Source organism: Actinoplanes sp. NPDC020271 (genome assembly GCF_044388125.1).
Taxonomy (GTDB): domain Bacteria; phylum Actinomycetota; class Actinomycetes; order Mycobacteriales; family Micromonosporaceae; genus Actinoplanes.
In genome coordinates, this window is the sequence record NZ_JBIRWQ010000020.1 from 108,346 (window position 1) to 124,841 (window position 16,496).

The following is a 16,496-nucleotide window of genomic DNA, read 5'->3' on the forward strand; positions in this document are numbered from 1 at the left end:
CATGGGAAGCGGACGCTGGTCCACCGACGTCTACACCGCGGCCGAGAACTTCCGCGCGGCGACCGGGCAGAGCGCTTTCGCCTACAGCGACGGCGGAGCGCGGCGGGCGCACGCGGCGCTCGACCCCGGGGGCGTGTTCATGCGGGAGTGCCGGGACAGCGACGAGCACCCGAGCAGCACCCCGATCGTGGTGATGTTCGACGTCACCGGCTCGATGGGCAACGTTCCACGGGTGCTGCAGACGAAACTGCCGCAGCTGCTCGGCATGCTGACCCGCAAGGGGTACGCGACCGACCCGCAGATCATGTTCGGTGCCATCGGTGACGCCACGTGCGACCGGGTGCCGCTGCAGGTGGGTCAGTTCGAGTCCGACAACCGGATGGACGAGGACCTGTCCCGCATCGTGCTGGAGGGCGGCGGTGGCGGGCAGAAACGCGAGTCGTACGAGCTGGCGATGTACTTCCTGGCCCGGCACGTGGTGATGGACTCGATGATCCAGCGGCAGCGGAAGGGCTACCTGTTCCTGATCGGGGACGAGTTGCCGTACCGGAAGGTGAAGCCGGCGGAGGTCAAGCGCGTGATCGGCGACGACCTGGCCGAGGCGATCCCGGTCGAGTCGATCGTGGCCGAGCTGAAGCGCAAGTTCGAGGTCTTCTTCATTTTGCCGAGCGCGGCCGGTTACGGCGGGGACCGGGAGGTGCTCCAGGCCTGGCGCGACCTGCTCGGGCAGAACGTGCTGGAGCTCGACGACCTGAACGCGGTCTGCGAGACGATCGCGCTGACGGTCGGGCTCGGCGAGGACAACGTCGACCTGGACGACGGCCTTGACGACCTTGCCGCGTACGGGTCGTCCGCCGCCGGTTCGGTCGCCGGCGCGCTCGCTCCGATCGCCGACAGATCACCTCAGGTCAGGCGGGTCTGATCATGAACGATCACGTGGCTGTCGTCGACCTGGGCTACGGGGACGCCGGCAAGGGAACCGTCGTCGACGCGCTGTGCGGGCGCTCCAGGACGCGGGCGGTGCTGCGCTTCAACGGGGGAGCGCAGGCCGCGCACAACGTGATCGCGGCCGACGGCCGGCACCACACGTTCAGCCAGTTCGGCGCGGGCACGCTGCGGGGCGTGCCGACGCACCTGACCCGGTTCATGATCGTGGACCCGCTCGCGCTCTCGGCCGAGGCGGCCGCGCTCGGGAACCCGTACGAGCTGCTCACCGTCGACGGCGACGCACTGCTCGCCACTGGTTGGCATCGCGCCGCGAACCGGCGCAAGGAACGCTCGAACCGGCACGGCTCCTGCGGCATGGGCATCGGCGAGACGATGGCGTACGCGTTGAGCAACCCCGACGCCCCCCGCGTCGCCGACGTGCTGAACCCGGCGCGGCTGCGGCGACGTCTGGAGAAGGTGCAGGACGCGTACGGTTTCGCCGACGCCCCGGTCGACGATGTGGTGGACGCGTTCACGGCGTTCGGCCGCGCGGTCCGGATCGTCCACGAGAGCTATTCGATGCGGCTGCTGGCCGAGGGCCCGTGCGTGTTCGAGGGCGCCCAGGGTGTGCTGCTCGACGAGTGGCGTGGCTGGCACCCGCACACCACGTGGTCGACGACGACGTTCGACAACGTGGCCGAGCTCTGCCCGTCGTTCCGGCGGCTCGGCGTGGTCCGCACGTACACGACGCGGCACGGCGCCGGCCCGTTCGTCACCGAGAACCCGCTGCTCGACCTGCCGGAACGGCACAACGGGCACGACGAGTGGCAGGGCGCGTTCCGGACCGGGCACTTCGACGCGGTCGCCCACCGGTACGCCGTGGAGGTGGCCGGCGGTGTCGACGAGCTCGCGGTCACCCACCTCGACGTGCCCGCCCGCGAACCGGGCCTGCGGATCTGCACGTCGTACCGGGTGGACGGCGAGGTGGTCGACCGGATCGTCCCCGGCCCGCACCACGACCTGGCCCATCAGGAGCACCTGACCGGGTGGCTGCACCGTGCCCGCCCCGCTGAGCTGCACCGGCCCGCCGACTGGGCGTCCGCGATCGGCGGGCTGCTCGGGGCGCCGGTAACCCTGGAGTCGTACGGGCCGCGCAGCACCGACAAGCGTTTCGTCTCTCCGGGAGTACACCCGCCGTCACGGATACGACTCCCGGCGTATTGCCTGGTCTGACCGCTGGGAGAACGCTGAGGGCATCGGTTGTGAAGGGGGAATCCCGATGCGCTCCGTTTATCGCGTACTGTCCGTTCTGATCACGCTCGGTGTCGTCATCCAGTTGACGGTGATCGCCGCGGCCTGGTTCCTGGTGCTCGACGACGTCGACAACGGCGGTGTCTTCGACAACAACAGCCGCAACTGGGCGCACGACGTGCACAGCGTGGTCGGCGCGGAACTGATCCCGCTGCTGGCCCTCACGCTGCTGGTGGTCTCGTTCTTCGCCCACGTCCCGGGCGGGGTGAAGTGGGCCGCGCTGACGTTCGGCGCGGTCGTCCTGCAGATCGTTCTCGCGTTCGCCGGCTACCGCGTGCCCGGGCTGGGCGCGCTGCACGGGCTCAACGCGCTCGCCGTCGCCGGCCTCGCGCAGATGGCCGGCAAGCAGGCGGCCAAGGCGCCGGCCACGCCCGTCGCCGTCTGATGCGAGCCTCGATGCGGGCCGCCGTCGCCGTGGTGGCGGCCCTCGCCGTGCTCGGGCTGGTCGGCTGTTTCTGGTACGCCAGCCTGGTGCCGGGCACCTACGACATGGCCGCCATGGGCTACGCCGACTACGGGGGCGGGACGCCGGTCGAGCACGACCACACCGCGGGGATGTCGGTCGCCGACCTCAAGGGCCCGAGCGGGACACCGGACGTGGCGGTGACGCTGACCGCCCGCGAGGAAGGCGCGAAGTACACGCTGAACGGCACCACGCCCGGGCCGGAGATCCGTGCCGAGCAGGGACAACTGATCCAGGTGACGCTCGTCAACGAGTCGGTGCCGGACGGGGTGACCCTGCACTGGCACGGGGTGGACGTGCCGAACGGGGAGGACGGCGTCGCCGGGATCACGCAGGACGCGGTGCCGCGCGGGCGGAGTTTCGTCTACCGGTTCGTGGCGCGCGCCGCCGGGACGTACTGGTATCACTCGCATCAGGTCTCGCACGAGCAGGTCAAGAACGGGCTGTTCGGCGCGCTGGTGATCACGCCGCGCGGGTCGAGGACGGCTGATCAGGTCGCGTTGGTCCACACCTATGAGGGCAAACGCACGGTCAACGGCGTTCCGGGAACCTCGGGAATGTCGTCCACGCATCTCCGCGTGATCAACACGGACGCGGGACCGATCCGAATCTGGGTGAGCGGCACCACCTTCCAGGTCGCGGCGATCGACGGTCATGACGTCAACGAGCCCCCATCGGTAGCGGACCGGGCCGTCCTGGTCACCGCGGGCGCGCGCGTCGACCTGCGACTCGCCGGGCCGGGCCGGGTCGACGTGGGCGGTGGCGCGGCGGTCACGGCCACCGGCATCAGCCCGGTCCCGCTGCCCGCGGAGACGGTGGACTTCCTCGCGTACGGGAAGAACGCTCCTCTCGGTTTTGATCCTTCGAGAGCCGACCGCGATTTCCGGTACGACATCGGCCGGCGCTTCGGCTTCCTCGACGGCCGGCCCGGCATGTGGTGGACGGTGAACGGCCACCTCTTCCCCGACGTCCCGATGTTCATGGTGCGGACCGGTGACGTGGTCCGGATGACGCTGCACAACGGCAGCGGCGAGGTCCACCCCATGCACCTGCACGGCCACCACGTCGTCGTGCTGAGCCGCAACGGCGTCGCCGCCGGCGGCAGCCCGTGGTGGGTGGACTCGCTCGACGTGAACGACGGGGAGACGTACGAGATCGCGTTCGTCGCCGACAACCCGGGCATCTGGGCCGACCACTGCCACAACCTGGAACACGTCCCGGAGGGCCTGGTCGTGCACCTCGCCTACGCCGGCGTCCGCAGCTCCTTCCAGGTCGGCGGCCCCACCGGCAACACCCCGGAGTGACCGGCGGTCAGAGGTACATGCCGGTGGGCGGGGCCTGGCGGGGGACGGTGACCGGCTCGGCGCCGGTCTTGAGGGCGTAGAGCTCGGCGAGCGTCGCGCCGTCCGGCCCGATGCCCTTGGAGGTGCCGAGCCACTCGACCGCCTCCTGGTACGGCAGACGGCCCACCTCGATGCTGGCCAGGCAGCGCCCGGGCCGGACCACGGCCGGGTGCAGCGAGGACAGGTCCTCGTTGGTGGTGATCGCGATCAGCGCGTTGCGGCCCTGGCCGAGCAGCCCGTCGGTCAGGTTGAGCAGGCGGGACAGCGACTGCCCGGCGCTGGCCTTGGCGTCACCGCTGATCAGCTCGTCGCAGTCCTCCAGCATGAGCAGCCGCCACTTCGGCTCGTCCTCCTCGCCGCTGCCGAGGGCGACACTCATCAGGTACGCCGGGTCGCCGAAAAGCCGTTCCGGGTCGAGCACGCAGTCGACCTGGCACCAGGAGCGCCACTGCTGGGCGAGGGCGCGCAGCGCGGTGGTCTTGCCGGTGCCGGGTTCGCCGTGCAGCAGCAGCAGGCGGCCGGTGACGCTGGACCCGTCGATGGCCATCAGCCGTTCGAGGGTGTCGCCGACCGGCCGGGCGTAGTTGCGCTTGATCGTCTCCCACGACGCGGCGCCGATCTCCCGCTGGGTGCGGCGCGGCCCGTGCGGCCCGAAGTGCCAGAAGCCGACCGGCACGCTGTCGTCGGCCGGTTCGGGTTCCTCGACCGCGTCGGCGGTGACCGCGGTCAGGATCGTCTCGGCAAGTTCGCTGCTGGTCGCGGTGACGGTGACCCGGGCACGGCGGCTCTGCTTCCAGCGCATGACGTGCAGGGTCCAGCCGTCGCCGACGCTGAGCCGGCCGTGACCGTCGTCCTCCACCGCGTCGCGCACGACACGGGCGCCGGGAACGGTCAGGGGCGCCTCGGCGCGCAGGCTCTCCAGCCAGGTGGTGCGGCCGAACGGTTCCCGGCCGGTGACGAACGGGTCGAGCGCGATCAGGTCGACCAGGTCCACCAGGCGGTCGCCGTCGTCGACGGAGCCGGCGAGCGGCATCGAGGCGGGACGAGGAGCCGGGACCGCCGAACCGTTGGCGCGGTCGAGGGGCTGGTGGGGGGTCCGCATGACCCCATGATCGCGGCTGGACAGCCTGGTGGCATCCCCTTTTTCCGCGCCATCCGTGCCCACCGGGTGGGTGGTGTCCCCGATGGTGATGGGCTCCGTCAGCGTCTCGTCAGCAGGAACACCGGGATCAGCCGGTCGGTCTTGGTCTGGTAGTCCGCGTAGTTCGGAAACGCCTCGACCGCCCTCGCCCACCAGACCTCCCGCTCGGCGCCGGACAGCTCCCGCGCCGTGTAGTCGTGCCGCTCCGCCCGGTCCTGCAATGCGACGTGCGGGTTCTTGCGCAGGTTGTAGACCCACACCGGGTTCTTCGGGGCCCCGCCGAGGGAGCCGACCGCCAGGTATTCACCGTCGTGCTCGACCCGCATGAGCGGGGTCTTGCGCAGTTTCCCGCTCTTCGCCCCGACCGAGGTCAGGACGATGATCGACATTCCCTGGATGTCGTTGCCCTCGGTGCCGTCGCTCGCTTCGTACTTCTCGGCCTGGTCGCGCGCCCACGTGACGGGGCTGGGCTCGTATTCACCGGTCAGCGGCATGCACCCGAGTCTACGGCGGATCACTCGCACCTCAACGGCAACCGGCCCCTCACCCGGCGCGCACTCCATCGGACAGACCTTTTGGGCGAAGGGCCGGGACGACGAGGAGTGACGGGATGAGGGTGTTCGCGCGGGGCAAGGGGTTCGCGGTGGCGTTGACGGTGGCGGCGGTCGCCGGGGCAGGCGCGGCGGTCCTGCCGATCGGCGGGCCGGGCTGGTCGCCGGTGTCCTACGCCTACGCCGCCGACCGTCGAGCGCTGACCGCCGACCCGGCCACGATCCTGCCCGCCGGGATCTCCCCCGAGCGTCCGGCCCGGGTCGTCGGCACCGCCGTGGACTCCGGCGGCCGCCCGGTGATCACCGTGCGCGAGGCCGGCGACCCGGTCACCGCGGCCCGCCTGGTCGAGCAGGCGCAGCAGGCCACGAACGCGCTCGGTGTCGAGATCGACGGTGCGGTGCACGCCCTCGAGGTGCCGAGCGGCTCCGACCCGTACCGGGATCGGCAGTGGGATCTGACGACGATGAACGTCCCCGCGGCGTGGCCGCGGTCCACCGGTGACGGCGTCACCGTCGCGGTGATCGACACCGGCGTGGACGGGCGCCACCCGGACCTGACGGGGCACGTGCTCACCGGGTACGACGCGATCACGAACACGGCCGGGGGCAACACCGACCCGCAGGGGCACGGGACGCACGTGGCAGGCACGATCGGCGCGCTGACCGGCAACGGGATCGGTGTCGCCGGGATCGCCCCGGACGTCACGATCCTGCCGGTCCGGGTGCTGGACGCGAAGGGCAGCGGGTTCGACTCGGACACCGCCGAGGGCATCGTCTGGGCGGCCGACCACGGCGCCGACGTGATCAACATGTCGCTGGGCGGGACCATGCCGTCGACGGCGGTGACGAACGCCGTCGCGTACGCCCGGGGCAAGGGTGTCGTCGTGGTCGCGGCGGCCGGCAACGACCGCGCGAAGGGCAGCCCGACCAGCTATCCGGGCGCCGACCCGGGGGTGATCGCGGTGGCCGCGACCGACTCCGGGGACGTGGTCGCGTCGTACTCGAACGCCGGGAGCTACGTCGACGTGGCCGCGCCCGGCAGCGGGATCATCAGCACCTATCCGACGGCGGCCGGTGGATACGCCACGATGAACGGCACGTCGATGGCGTCGCCGCACGTGGCCGCGGTTGCGGCGCTGCTGCTCGCCGCCGCGCCGGACCTCACGCCGGACCAGGTGGAGTCGGCGCTGGGAAGCACCGCGAAGGACCTCGGCCCGACCGGCAAGGACACCGATTACGGGTACGGCCGGATCGATGCGGCCGCCGCGCTCACCTCGGTCACCGGGTCGGTGCCGGTGACCGCACCGGTCGTCACCACGGTTGCCGTCACGAGCAGCGTGAGCAGCCGTTCCGTCGCCTACGGCACGAGGACGAGCACCACGTTCACGGCCACCCCGTGGGCCGGCAGACCGGCGTCGCTCTGCATCTCGGTCGCCGGTGGATCCTGGTCCTGCAGCACCGTGACGACCGGTGCGACCGGCACGTACCCGCTGACCCGGGCGGCCACCGCGTCGTTCCGCGCCCGGCTCTCGGTCGCGGCCACGACGACGAACACCGCGGCGTCGGCCACCACGACGTACACGGTGAAAGCGGTGGTGTCCGTGCGCCGGACGGCGAAGAAGACGCTGGTCGTGGCGGTGACCGGCGCCACCGGGCAGCGGCTGGTCGTGCAGCGGTACGCGAACCGGCGCTGGAGCACGGTGAAGTCCTACCGCGCCACGAGCAGCCGCAAGGTCACCGGCCTGGTCAGCGGCGGCAGCTACCGCGTGGTGCTCTCGTCTAACGCGAAGGTGCTCGGCGTCACCAGCAAGACAGTGAAAGCCTGACCGAACATGCGGTTTACTCATAGCCCATGGGCATCATCTCCCGGGGCTTCGGCGGGCGGCGGCGTGACTCCGCGCCCGATCTGCCGCCCGGCCAATACCTGACACACGACTTCCCGGTGCTCTCCGCCGGTCCGACGCCGCGCATCCCGCTGGACCGGTGGAGCTTCACCATCACCACCGAGGCAGGCCAGAAACACACGTGGGACTGGGCGGAGTTCACCGCCCTGCCGTCCGAGGAGTTCACCAAGGACATCCACTGCGTGACCAAGTGGTCCAAGCTCGGCACCACGTGGAAGGGCGTCTCCCTGGACACGCTCTTCGAGGACGTGGAGACCGCCGCCGACTACGTGATGGCGCACAGCAAGGGCGGCTACACGACGAACGTGCCGCTCGAGGATCTGCTCGACGGCAAGGCCTGGATCGCCTACGAGTTCGACGGCGAACCGCTCGACCCCGAGCACGGCGGCCCGGCCCGGCTGCTCATCCCGCATCTGTACTTCTGGAAGTCGGCCAAGTGGGTCAACGGCCTGGAGATGATGCACGAGGACGAGCCCGGCTTCTGGGAAGCGGCCGGCTACCACATGTACGGAGACCCGTGGTCCGAGCAGCGCTACCAGGGCGACTGAACTGGCAGGCCGCGACGGTCTCGGCGGTGCGCCAGGAGACCCCGTCGGCCCGCACGCTCGTCCTGGACATCCCCGACTGGCCCGGTCACCTGCCCGGGCAGCACCTCGACCTGCGGCTCACCGCCGAGGACGGGTACTCCGCGCAGCGCAGCTACTCGATCGCGTCCGACTGGCCCGGTGACGGCCCGGTCGAGATCACGGTCCAGCGGCTGGAGGACGGCGAGGTCTCGCCGTACCTGACGGACGTCGTCGAGGCCGGCGACAAGATCGAGCTGCGCGGCCCGATCGGCGGCTGGTTCGTCTGGCGGCCGGTCCAGCCGGCCCCGGTCCTGCTGATCGCCGGCGGCTCCGGCGTCGTCCCGCTGATGTCGATGGTCCGCGAGCGTGGCCGGTTGCGGGCCCGTCAGCCGTTCCGGGTCATCTACTCGGCGCGCACGCCGGAGGACGCCTGCTACGCCGACGAGCTGAAACGCCGCGTCCGCGACGACCCGGGCCTCGACGTCCACTTCGCCTTCACCCGCTCGGGCCCCGACCCGAAACGGATCGGCGTGGCGACGATCAACACGCACGGCTGGCCGCCCGACTTCGCGCCGGACGTCTTCGTCTGCGGTCCGACGTCGTTCGTCGAGACCGTCGCCGACATCCTCGTCGCCCTCGGCCACGACCCGAAGAAGATCCGCACCGAGCGCTTCGGCGGCAAGTGAGAGGCGCGACGATGGAACTCGACGGCAACGCCCTGGCCGGCGATCTGGCCGAGGTCTTCACGGCGGAGATGACCTCGGCCCGCTTCACCTGCGCCGGCTGCCGCCACGCGGACGCGGTCGCCACCCTTCGCGTCTGGAACAGGGCTCCCGGCGCGGTCGCCCGCTGCCCTAACTGCGGCGACGTCATCCTCACCCTGGTCCGCACCCCGGCCCGGCTCGTCCTCACCCTGACCGGCACGGCGCGCCTGGATCTCCCGCTTTGAAGATCAACCCCGATGTGCGCGTACGCCCGTGAGCCCGGCCGCCGGGACGCCGAGTCCCCGGCGAACCTCGTGCCCCGGAGCCGGCCGGGCGCCTGCTCCGGGATACGACGTCAGCCGGTGGTGTCGAGGCTGAGCAGAACAGCCTGCTCCGGGACCAGCAGCGGCGCCGGCAGGCCCACCTCGGCGAGCACCCGCCCGGGCAGGGTCACCGCGCCGGCGGCCAGCCACGGTGGCGGGGCGTCCTGCACCACCCGCGGCGGGTGGCCGAGGGTGCGGACCGTGTAGAGGCGGTCCGGGTCGAGGCCCGGGAAGCGGATCGGCGGCGGCAGCGCCGCGGCCGGCGAGTCGAGCGTGACCAGGGCGAACACCGCCGACGAGCGGTCCTGGGCGACCACACCGTGCAGCAGCACCGCCGGGTCCGGCGTGTCGGCGCGGACGACCACGCCCGAGTGCAGCAGCGGGCGCAGGCGCTGGTAGTCGGCGGTCCACGCGGCGATCATCGCCCGGTCCTCCGGCGAGGCGCGGCTGACGTCCCATTCGATGCCGGCGTGCCCGAACAGCGCGGTGGCGAGACGGAGACCCAGGGCGGACGTACGGCCGGTGACGTGCGCCGTCCCCGCCCCGAGGTGCCCGCCGAGCAGCTCCGGTGGGATCAGCACGCTCGTCCAGCGCTGGATGTGCTGACGGTCGAGCGGGTCGTTGGTGTCCGAGGTCCAGAACCGGTCGACGAGCGGCAGGATGCCCAGGTCGATCCGGGCACCACCGGACGCGCAGCTCTCGATCTCCACGTGCGGGAACGCCGCCCGGAGTTCGGCCAGCAGCCGGTACACCGCGGCCGTCTGCCGGTGGGCGACCCCGGGTTGCAGCAGGTCCCGGTTGTGGTCCCATTTGAGGAAGGCGATCGGGTGCTCGGCGAGCAGATCGGTGAGACGGGCGAGGACGTAGGCGTAGGCGTCCGCGTTCGCCAGGTCCAGCACGCGCTGGAATCGCCACGTCAAAGACTGCGGCGGCCCGAGGATCCAGGACGGGTGCGCCCGGGCGAGGGCCGAGTCGGGGCTGACCATTTCCGGTTCGACCCAGAGCCCGAATTCCATTCCGGCCGCGTGCACCCGCGAGATCAGCGGGTGGAGTCCGTCCGGCCAGACGACCGGGTCGACATACCAGTCGCCCAGGGCGCGCCGGTCGTCGCGACGGCCGGTGAACCATCCGTCGTCGAGCACGAACCGTTCGACACCGACGTCGGCGGCCGCGTCGACCAGATCGGCGAGCCGGTCGAGGGACTGGTCGAAGTAGACCGCCTCCCACGTGTTCAGCACGACCGGCCGGGGCTTCGCCAGTTTCTTCCACGATCGGATCCACGGATGCAGCCGATCGGAAAGGCCGTCGATCCCGGAGTCGGAGAAGACCGCGACCGCCCACGGCGTCGTGTAAGTCTCCCCCCGCGCGAGCCGGATCTCGCCCGGCGCGAGCAGTTCGCCGGCACCGACCGCCGAGTGTCCGAGGGCGGACCGTTCGGCCCAGATCCGCTTGTCGCCGCTGGTCGCCAGGTGCAGCGCCCAGATCCGCCCGCTTCGGAACGTGAACCCGGGAACCCCCGCCATCAGCAGGAACGCGTCGTCGTGCCCGGGGCGGCCGTGCCGGCTCTCCCGGCTCCACACGCCCTGCCGCAGCGGGGTGCGCTGTGGACGCCGCTCGTGCGCCCACAGGCCGGTGAAGTCGAGCAGTTCGGTGGCCTCGGCCGGGATCGGCAGCTGCGGATCGAGAGAGGCGAGCTCGAAAAGGCCCGGACCGTCGTTGGTGAGGACGTGACGGATCCGGAGCACGCCTTCCGGGGACAGCTCGATGCCGGTGACGACCGTGATGCTTCGGCCGGCGTTTTCCGCCCGTACGGAAATCGTGTTCCCGGCATGCTCGATCGCGACGACCTGAAGCGTTCCGGATGGTTTTCCGTCGTGATGGCCCGCCAGGGCCGGACGGCCGCTCCATCCGTCACCGAGACTCGGCAGCAAGGACCATTGCAGCGGTACGTCGACGGAGCTCGGCGGAATCGCCGGAACCTGAGTGCCGGCGAAGGAATCCGGCAACTCGCCGAGATCGGGACCCCAGTGCAGAACGGCACCGCGGGCGTCCAGCACGAAGCTGACGCCCGCGGCCCGCAGGTGGTGCAGGGTCACTCGGCGACCGGGATGCTCTGCGACTTGAGGTTGTCGATCGTCGACGTCTGCGCCTTCTTCAGCGCGTCGTTGAGGGTGCCGCTGCCCGAGACGGCGGCCTTGAAGCCGTCCGACGCGGTGGCGTAGGTCGAGGTCATCGTCGGTCCCCAGGTGAAGTCGGGGGTGACCTCCGTGGCGGCCGAAGCGAAGATGTCGTAGATCTTCTGGCCGCCGTAGAAGTCGACGCCCTTGGACAGGGCCGCCAGCGAGCCACCGGTCTTGGTCGCCGGGTAGAGGTTGGCCTTCTCGTTGAGCAGCGTAAGCGCCTCTTCCGAGGTGTTCAGCCAGATCGCGAACTGCGACGCCTCGTACGGGTGCTTCGAGCCCTTGAAGACCGCCGTCGAGGAGCCGCCCCAGTTACCGGCGACCTTGGCGCCCGCGGTCCACTGCGGCATCGGGGCGACCGCCCACTTGCCGGAGGTGTCCGGCGCGCCGGAGGAGATCGAGTTGGCGCCCCAGACCGCGGAGACCCAGGTCCAGGCCTGGCCCTTGTTGTACGCGCTGTCCCACTCGGTGGTCCACGGCGGCACGGTCGAGACGAGCTTCTTGCTGACCAGGTCCTGCCAGTAGTTCGCCACCTTGGTGGTCGCCTCGTCCTGGAAGTTCACGGTCCACTTGCTGCCGTCGTTCGAGAACCAGTGGCCACCGGCCTGCCAGGCGAGACCGGCGAACTGGTTGATGTCGCTCTGCGAGAAGTTGGTGATCGAGCCGCCCGCGGCCTTCACCTTGACGGCCGCCGCCGCGTACTCCTCCCAGGTGGTCGGCACCGGGATGTTGTTCTTCTCGAACAGGTCCTTGCGGTAGAAGAGCGCCATCGGGCCGGAGTCCTGCGGCACGCCGTAGGCGGCGTCCTTCTCCCCGAACGAGACCTGGTTCCAGGTCCAGTCGATGAACTGGTCCTTGGCATCGGCCACCGGCTTGCAGGCGGCCACGTTCACCAGGCCGTCCTGGACGCGGAAGCTGGGCAGCGCGTCGTACTCGATCTGGCCCAGGTCCGGGGCGTTGCCGGCCTTGAGCTGGTTGAAGAAGTTCTGGTAGGTGCCGCCGTTGCCGTTCGGGCCGGTCTGCACCTTGACCTGGATGTTCGGGTTCTTGGCGTTCCAGACCTTGACGACGTCCTCGATCCCCGGGATCCAGGAGGTGAAGTTGAGGGTGACCGGGCCGCTCGACGGGGCACAGCTCGCGGCGCCGCCGCCGGCGGTGGCCGTGGTGGCGTCGTCGCCGCCGGAGGAGCAGGCGGTCAGGGCCAGGGTGGAGGTCAGCGCTAGGCCGAGGATCGCTTTCAGTTTCATGGGATGACCCATTTCTGTCGAAATACCGGGAAGGAATTGCGTTACCAGGCGGCTTTGCCGACCGCGCCTTACTCGGCGGCTCGGCTGAAGCCGCGCCTTACTTGACGGCGCCGCTGCCGAGGCCGCTGCGCCAGAAGCGCTGGAGGAGCAGGAACGCGACCACCAGCGGGACGATCGAGACAAGTGCGCCGGTGAGCACCAGCATCCGCAGCTCAGGAAGCTGGTTGACCTGGGTGTTCCAGGAGTAGAGGCCGAGCGTCACGGGGAACAGCCGCTCGTTGCCGAGCATGATCAGCGGCAGCAGGAAGTTGTTCCAGACCGCCACGAAGTGGAACAGGAAAATGGTCACCAGGGCCGGGAACATCAACTTGGTGGAGACCGTGAAGAACGTGCGGACCTCACCCGAGCCGTCGAGTCGAGCGGCTTCGAGGAGTTCGTCCGGAACACTCGCGGTGGCGTAGATCCGGGCCAGGTAGACCCCGAACGGGTTGACCAGGCTGGGCAGGAACACCGACCAGAAGGTGTTGGTCGCGTTCAGCTGCGAGAAGATCAGGAAGAGCGGGAGCGCCAGCGCGGTCGCCGGCACCAGGACCCCGCCGAGGACGACGTTGAAGATCGCCTCCCGGCCGGGGAAGTCGTACTTGGCCAGGGCGTAACCGCACATCGCGGCGAGGATCGTGCCGAGCAGCGCGGCGCCACCGGTGTAGAGGATGCTGTTGAGCATCCAGCGCAGGAACACGCCGTCGCGGTAGTGGAACAGCTCGCTCAGGTTCGACCCGAGGTTGAAGTGGGCGAACCAGAGCGGGGCGGTGTTGCTGAAGTCGGAGCGGGACTTGCTCGCCCCGACGAACAGCCACCAGATCGGGACCAGGAAGTAGAGCGTGCAGATCCCCATGATCGCCATGGCGGCGGATTTGCTTTTCACTTGTCGGCTCCCCGCTGGGTGAACTTCAGGAACGCGAAGGAGAGGACGCACGTCGCCAGCGCCAGGACCACGGAGAACGCGGCGGCCAGGTTGAAGTTGGGGATCGACGAGGTGCTGTAGACGGTCAGATTCGGGGTGTAGGTGCTGGACACCGCCGAGCTGAAGGTCCGGAACACCTGCGGCTCGGCCAGCAGCTGCAGCGTTCCGATGATGGAGAAGACCGTGGTCAGCACGATCGCCGGCATGACCAGCGGGATCTTGACGGACCACGCGGTGCGGATCGGGCCGGCGCCGTCGAGCTTGGCCGCCTCGTACACCTCCTGCGGGATCGCCAGCAGGGCGGAGTAGATGATCAACATGTTGTAGCCGACGTACACCCAGGTCACGACGTTGGCCATGGCCCAGAGCACGAGATCCGCGGAGAGCAGATCCCAGGTCTTGGTGACCGCGGTGAACGGTGACAGGTTCGGCGAGTAGAGGAAACCCCACATGATCGCGGCGACCACGCCCGGTACCGCGTACGGCACGAAGAACGCCAGCCGGAAGAACGCGCGACCCTTGACCAGCCCGGAGTCGAGCAGCAGGGCGAGCAGCAGCGCCAGTCCGAGCATCACCGGGACCTGCACCACGCCGAAGAGCAGGACACGCCCGATCGACGACCAGAACGGCCCGTTCTCGAACACGCGCTGGTACTGCTCGAGGCCCCCGAAGACCTCGCGCGCCGGCCCGAACGTGCCGGTGCGGGTCACCTTGTAGAGGGACTGCTTGATCGCGTACCCGATCGGCGCGAGATAGAACGCGATGAACAGCAGCCCGAACGGGAGAATGAAGAAGAGGATCGCGGTTACCGGCTTTTTCCTGGTCATGCTGTTGCCTCCTCCCTGATCACCGCGACGCCGCCGCCCTCGACGCGCAGCGTTCCGCCGACCGGTTCATTGGTGATGAGGTTGTGGCCCGCCGCCGGGTACTCGACGGGATTCACCCCGTGGTTCACGACGAAGAGGTAGCTGCGGCCGTCGCCACGGCGGCGCACGACTTCGACGTCGTCACTTCCGAGATCAAATTCGCGATTCGGTACGACATCTCGCAGGAATCGCTGCATGCCGTCGTCATCGAGGGCGGTCGCGAGGTACCACGCGACGCCGTCGCCGAACTCGTTGCGCGTGATCGCCGGGGTCCCCGGCAGCGGCCCGTCGAGATAGCTCGCGATCGTCGCCGCCGACGTGGTGCGCAGCCGCTCGGTCCAGAGCGACCCGATCCCGCCGCCGGACAGGTTCACCCGGTGATCCGGCCGGAGCGGCGCGAACTCCTCCACCCGCACGCCCAGCACGTCCCGGAACGCGCCCGGGTAACCGCCGAGCCGGATCCGGTCGCGCTCGTCGACGATCCCGCTGAAGAACGTGACCAGCAGGTGGCCGCCGGCGGCGACGTACTCGGTGATCCGCTCGGCGGCGACGTCCCCGACCATGTAGAGGCACGGGACCACGACCGCCCGATACTGCGACAGGTCGGCGTCGGGTGACACGACGTCACAGGTCACGCCGAGCGCGCGCAGCGCCCGGTGCGCCCCGTGCACCTGGTCGAGGTAGGTCACCGCCTGCGACGGGCGGGCCTCCCCCTCGGCCGCCCACCACGACTCCCAGCTGAAGACGATCGCGACGTCGGCGTCCACGGTCGTACCGGCCACCTCGCCGATCGCGTCCAGCGTCTGCGACAGCCTCAGCACCTCGCGCCACGCCACCGTGTCGGTGCCGGCGTGCGGCAGCAGCGCGGAGTGGAACTTCTCGGCGCCCTGGGCGGAGGCCCGCCACTGGAAGAAACAGATCGAGTCGGCACCGCGGGCCACGTGCGTGAGCGTGTTGCGCAGCATCTCGCCCGGCGCCTTGGTCAGGTTGTACGGCTGCCAGTTGACCGCGCCGGTGGACTGCTCCATCAGGATCCACGGCTTGCCGGCGGCCAGGCCGCGGGTCAGGTCGGCGGCGAACGACAGCTCGGCGACCGGATCACCGAGCCGGTGGTCCAGGTAGTGGTCGTTGGCGATCACGTCCATCTCCGGCGCCCAGGACCAGTAGTCCAGGTTGCGGATGTGCGCGGTGACCATGAAGTTCGTGGTGACCGGGGCGGAGGATCGCGCCCGCAGGATCTCGGTCTCGCCGCGGTAGTAGTCCAGCAGTTCGTCCGAGCTGAACCGGTGGAAGTCGACGATCTGCGAGGGGTTCCGGATCGACAGCGCGGCCCGCGGCGGCTGGATCTCGGCCCAGTCGCCGTAGCGCTGGCTCCAGAACGACGTGCCCCACGCCTCGTTCAGCGTCTCGATCTTGCCGTACCGGCGGCGCAACCAGGAACGGAACGCCTCGGCGCTGGCCTCGCAGTAGCAGAGCGCGTTGTGGCAGCCCAGCTCGTTGGAGACGTGCCAGAGGGCGAGCGCCGGGTGGTTGCCGTAACGCTCGGCGACGCGCCGGACCAGCTCGTACGCCCGGTCGCGGAAGACCGGCGAGCTCGGGCACCAGGCCTGGCGCCCACCCGGGAAGCGAGTGGTGCCGTCGGCGGCGACCGGGAGGATCGCGGGGTGCAGCGTGGTCAGCCACGGCGGCGGGGAGGACGTACCGGTGCCCAGGTTGACCTTGATCCCGTTCGCGTGCAGCAGCTCGATGACCTCGTCGAGGTCGTCGAACGAGAACCGCCCGTCGGCCGGCTCGAGGTGGGACCACCCGAAGATGTTGACCGCGACCAGGTCGACGCCGGCCTCGCGCATCAGCGCGACGTCCTCACGCCAGACGTCGGGCGTCCACTGCTCCGGGTTGTAGTCGCAACCCAGAATGATGCTGTTCATAAAACTCCTGGTCACGAGTGTGTGCACGTGCACACATTTCGCGGCGCCGACATAGGCGTTACGGATGTGTGAACGTGC

Annotated in this window: 15 protein-coding genes; 8 read left to right on the forward strand and 7 right to left on the reverse strand. The window is 70.1% G+C overall.

What is annotated here, in order from left to right; all coding sequences use genetic code 11:
- Position 1: 1 nt before the first annotated feature.
- Genes ACH442_RS33995 through ACH442_RS34010 form a run of 4 tightly spaced genes read left to right on the forward strand, consistent with a single transcriptional unit; the run spans position 2 to position 4,005 of the window.
- Positions 2-922 carry a hypothetical protein gene (locus ACH442_RS33995; RefSeq protein WP_396342157.1) on the forward strand — a complete coding sequence of 307 codons (921 nt, stop codon included), beginning with the start codon at positions 2-4 and terminating at the stop codon, positions 920-922.
- 2 nt (positions 923-924) lie between these two features.
- Complete coding sequence (locus ACH442_RS34000) at positions 925-2,160, forward strand: adenylosuccinate synthetase (protein WP_396342158.1); 1,236 nt, start codon at positions 925-927, stop codon at positions 2,158-2,160.
- A gap of 46 nt (positions 2,161-2,206) precedes the next feature.
- Positions 2,207-2,623: a hypothetical protein gene (locus tag ACH442_RS34005; protein ID WP_396342159.1), complete on the forward strand. Its 417-nt coding sequence runs from the start codon at positions 2,207-2,209 to the stop codon at positions 2,621-2,623.
- Positions 2,624-2,634: 11 nt separating this feature from the next.
- Positions 2,635-4,005 (forward strand): multicopper oxidase family protein, encoded by a 1,371-nt coding sequence (locus ACH442_RS34010; protein WP_396342160.1) that lies wholly within the window; start codon positions 2,635-2,637, stop codon positions 4,003-4,005.
- 7 nt (positions 4,006-4,012) lie between these two features.
- On the opposite strand, the gene ACH442_RS34015 is transcribed toward ACH442_RS34010, so the two are convergent.
- Together ACH442_RS34015 and ACH442_RS34020 are read right to left on the reverse strand one after the other, a co-directional pair.
- Entirely contained in the window at positions 4,013-5,146 is a 1,134-nt protein-coding gene (locus ACH442_RS34015; RefSeq protein WP_396342161.1) for a DUF5925 domain-containing protein, read from the reverse strand.
- A gap of 98 nt (positions 5,147-5,244) precedes the next feature.
- Positions 5,245-5,679 (reverse strand): nitroreductase family deazaflavin-dependent oxidoreductase, encoded by a 435-nt coding sequence (locus ACH442_RS34020; protein WP_396342162.1) that lies wholly within the window; start codon positions 5,677-5,679, stop codon positions 5,245-5,247.
- A gap of 116 nt (positions 5,680-5,795) precedes the next feature.
- Between ACH442_RS34020 and ACH442_RS34025 the strand changes: the two genes are divergently transcribed.
- Genes ACH442_RS34025 through ACH442_RS34040 form a run of 4 tightly spaced genes read left to right on the forward strand, consistent with a single transcriptional unit; the run spans position 5,796 to position 9,155 of the window.
- On the forward strand, positions 5,796-7,562 hold the full coding sequence (locus tag ACH442_RS34025) for a S8 family peptidase (protein WP_396342163.1): 1,767 nt from the start codon (positions 5,796-5,798) through the stop codon (positions 7,560-7,562).
- 26 nt (positions 7,563-7,588) lie between these two features.
- The gene (locus ACH442_RS34030; RefSeq protein ID WP_396342164.1) at positions 7,589-8,188 is read left to right on the forward strand and encodes a sulfite oxidase-like oxidoreductase; all 600 of its coding nucleotides are present in this window, start codon (positions 7,589-7,591) and stop codon (positions 8,186-8,188) included.
- Positions 8,158-8,892 carry a ferredoxin reductase gene (locus ACH442_RS34035; RefSeq protein WP_396342165.1) on the forward strand — a complete coding sequence of 245 codons (735 nt, stop codon included), beginning with the start codon at positions 8,158-8,160 and terminating at the stop codon, positions 8,890-8,892. The genes ACH442_RS34030 and ACH442_RS34035 overlap by 31 nt, the downstream gene beginning before the upstream one ends.
- Positions 8,893-8,903: 11 nt before the next feature.
- Complete coding sequence (locus ACH442_RS34040; protein ID WP_396342166.1) at positions 8,904-9,155, forward strand: DUF6510 family protein; 252 nt, start codon at positions 8,904-8,906, stop codon at positions 9,153-9,155.
- Between the two features lie 110 nt (positions 9,156-9,265).
- On the opposite strand, the gene ACH442_RS34045 is transcribed toward ACH442_RS34040, so the two are convergent.
- The 5 genes from ACH442_RS34045 to ACH442_RS34065 all read right to left on the reverse strand — a co-directional run bounded on the left by ACH442_RS34045 (position 9,266) and on the right by ACH442_RS34065 (position 16,418).
- Positions 9,266-11,329: an alpha-galactosidase gene (locus ACH442_RS34045; RefSeq protein WP_396342167.1), complete on the reverse strand. Its 2,064-nt coding sequence runs from the start codon at positions 11,327-11,329 to the stop codon at positions 9,266-9,268.
- Positions 11,326-12,660: an ABC transporter substrate-binding protein gene (locus tag ACH442_RS34050; RefSeq protein ID WP_396342168.1), complete on the reverse strand. Its 1,335-nt coding sequence runs from the start codon at positions 12,658-12,660 to the stop codon at positions 11,326-11,328. Before ACH442_RS34050 ends, ACH442_RS34045 begins: the two co-directional genes overlap by 4 nt.
- Positions 12,661-12,757: 97 nt before the next feature.
- The gene (locus ACH442_RS34055) at positions 12,758-13,585 is read right to left on the reverse strand and encodes a carbohydrate ABC transporter permease (protein ID WP_396342169.1); all 828 of its coding nucleotides are present in this window, start codon (positions 13,583-13,585) and stop codon (positions 12,758-12,760) included.
- Positions 13,582-14,451, reverse strand: coding sequence for a carbohydrate ABC transporter permease (locus ACH442_RS34060; protein ID WP_396342170.1), 870 nt, complete (start codon positions 14,449-14,451; stop codon positions 13,582-13,584). Before ACH442_RS34060 ends, ACH442_RS34055 begins: the two co-directional genes overlap by 4 nt.
- The gene (locus ACH442_RS34065) at positions 14,448-16,418 is read right to left on the reverse strand and encodes a beta-galactosidase (RefSeq protein ID WP_396342171.1); all 1,971 of its coding nucleotides are present in this window, start codon (positions 16,416-16,418) and stop codon (positions 14,448-14,450) included. The genes ACH442_RS34060 and ACH442_RS34065 overlap by 4 nt, the downstream gene beginning before the upstream one ends.
- Positions 16,419-16,496: the final 78 nt, after the last annotated feature.

Excerpts from the sequence above, each read along its gene's own strand:
- ACH442_RS34010 (WP_396342160.1), top strand. The coding sequence starts at position 2,635 with ATGCGGGCCGCCGTCGCCGTGGTGGCGGCCCTCGCCGTGCTCGGGCTG.
- ACH442_RS34015 (WP_396342161.1), bottom strand. The coding sequence starts at position 5,146 with ATGCGGACCCCCCACCAGCCCCTCGACCGCGCCAACGGTTCGGCGGTC.
- ACH442_RS34020 (WP_396342162.1), bottom strand. The coding sequence starts at position 5,679 with ATGCCGCTGACCGGTGAATACGAGCCCAGCCCCGTCACGTGGGCGCGC.
- ACH442_RS34040 (WP_396342166.1), top strand. The coding sequence starts at position 8,904 with ATGGAACTCGACGGCAACGCCCTGGCCGGCGATCTGGCCGAGGTCTTC.
- ACH442_RS34050 (WP_396342168.1), bottom strand. The coding sequence starts at position 12,660 with ATGAAACTGAAAGCGATCCTCGGCCTAGCGCTGACCTCCACCCTGGCC.
- ACH442_RS34005 (WP_396342159.1), top strand. The coding sequence starts at position 2,207 with ATGCGCTCCGTTTATCGCGTACTGTCCGTTCTGATCACGCTCGGTGTC.
- ACH442_RS34025 (WP_396342163.1), top strand. The coding sequence starts at position 5,796 with ATGAGGGTGTTCGCGCGGGGCAAGGGGTTCGCGGTGGCGTTGACGGTG.
- ACH442_RS34060 (WP_396342170.1), bottom strand. The coding sequence starts at position 14,451 with ATGACCAGGAAAAAGCCGGTAACCGCGATCCTCTTCTTCATTCTCCCG.
- ACH442_RS34065 (WP_396342171.1), bottom strand. The coding sequence starts at position 16,418 with ATGAACAGCATCATTCTGGGTTGCGACTACAACCCGGAGCAGTGGACG.
- ACH442_RS34030 (WP_396342164.1), top strand. The coding sequence starts at position 7,589 with ATGGGCATCATCTCCCGGGGCTTCGGCGGGCGGCGGCGTGACTCCGCG.
- ACH442_RS33995 (WP_396342157.1), top strand. The coding sequence starts at position 2 with ATGGGAAGCGGACGCTGGTCCACCGACGTCTACACCGCGGCCGAGAAC.
- ACH442_RS34000 (WP_396342158.1), top strand. The coding sequence starts at position 925 with ATGAACGATCACGTGGCTGTCGTCGACCTGGGCTACGGGGACGCCGGC.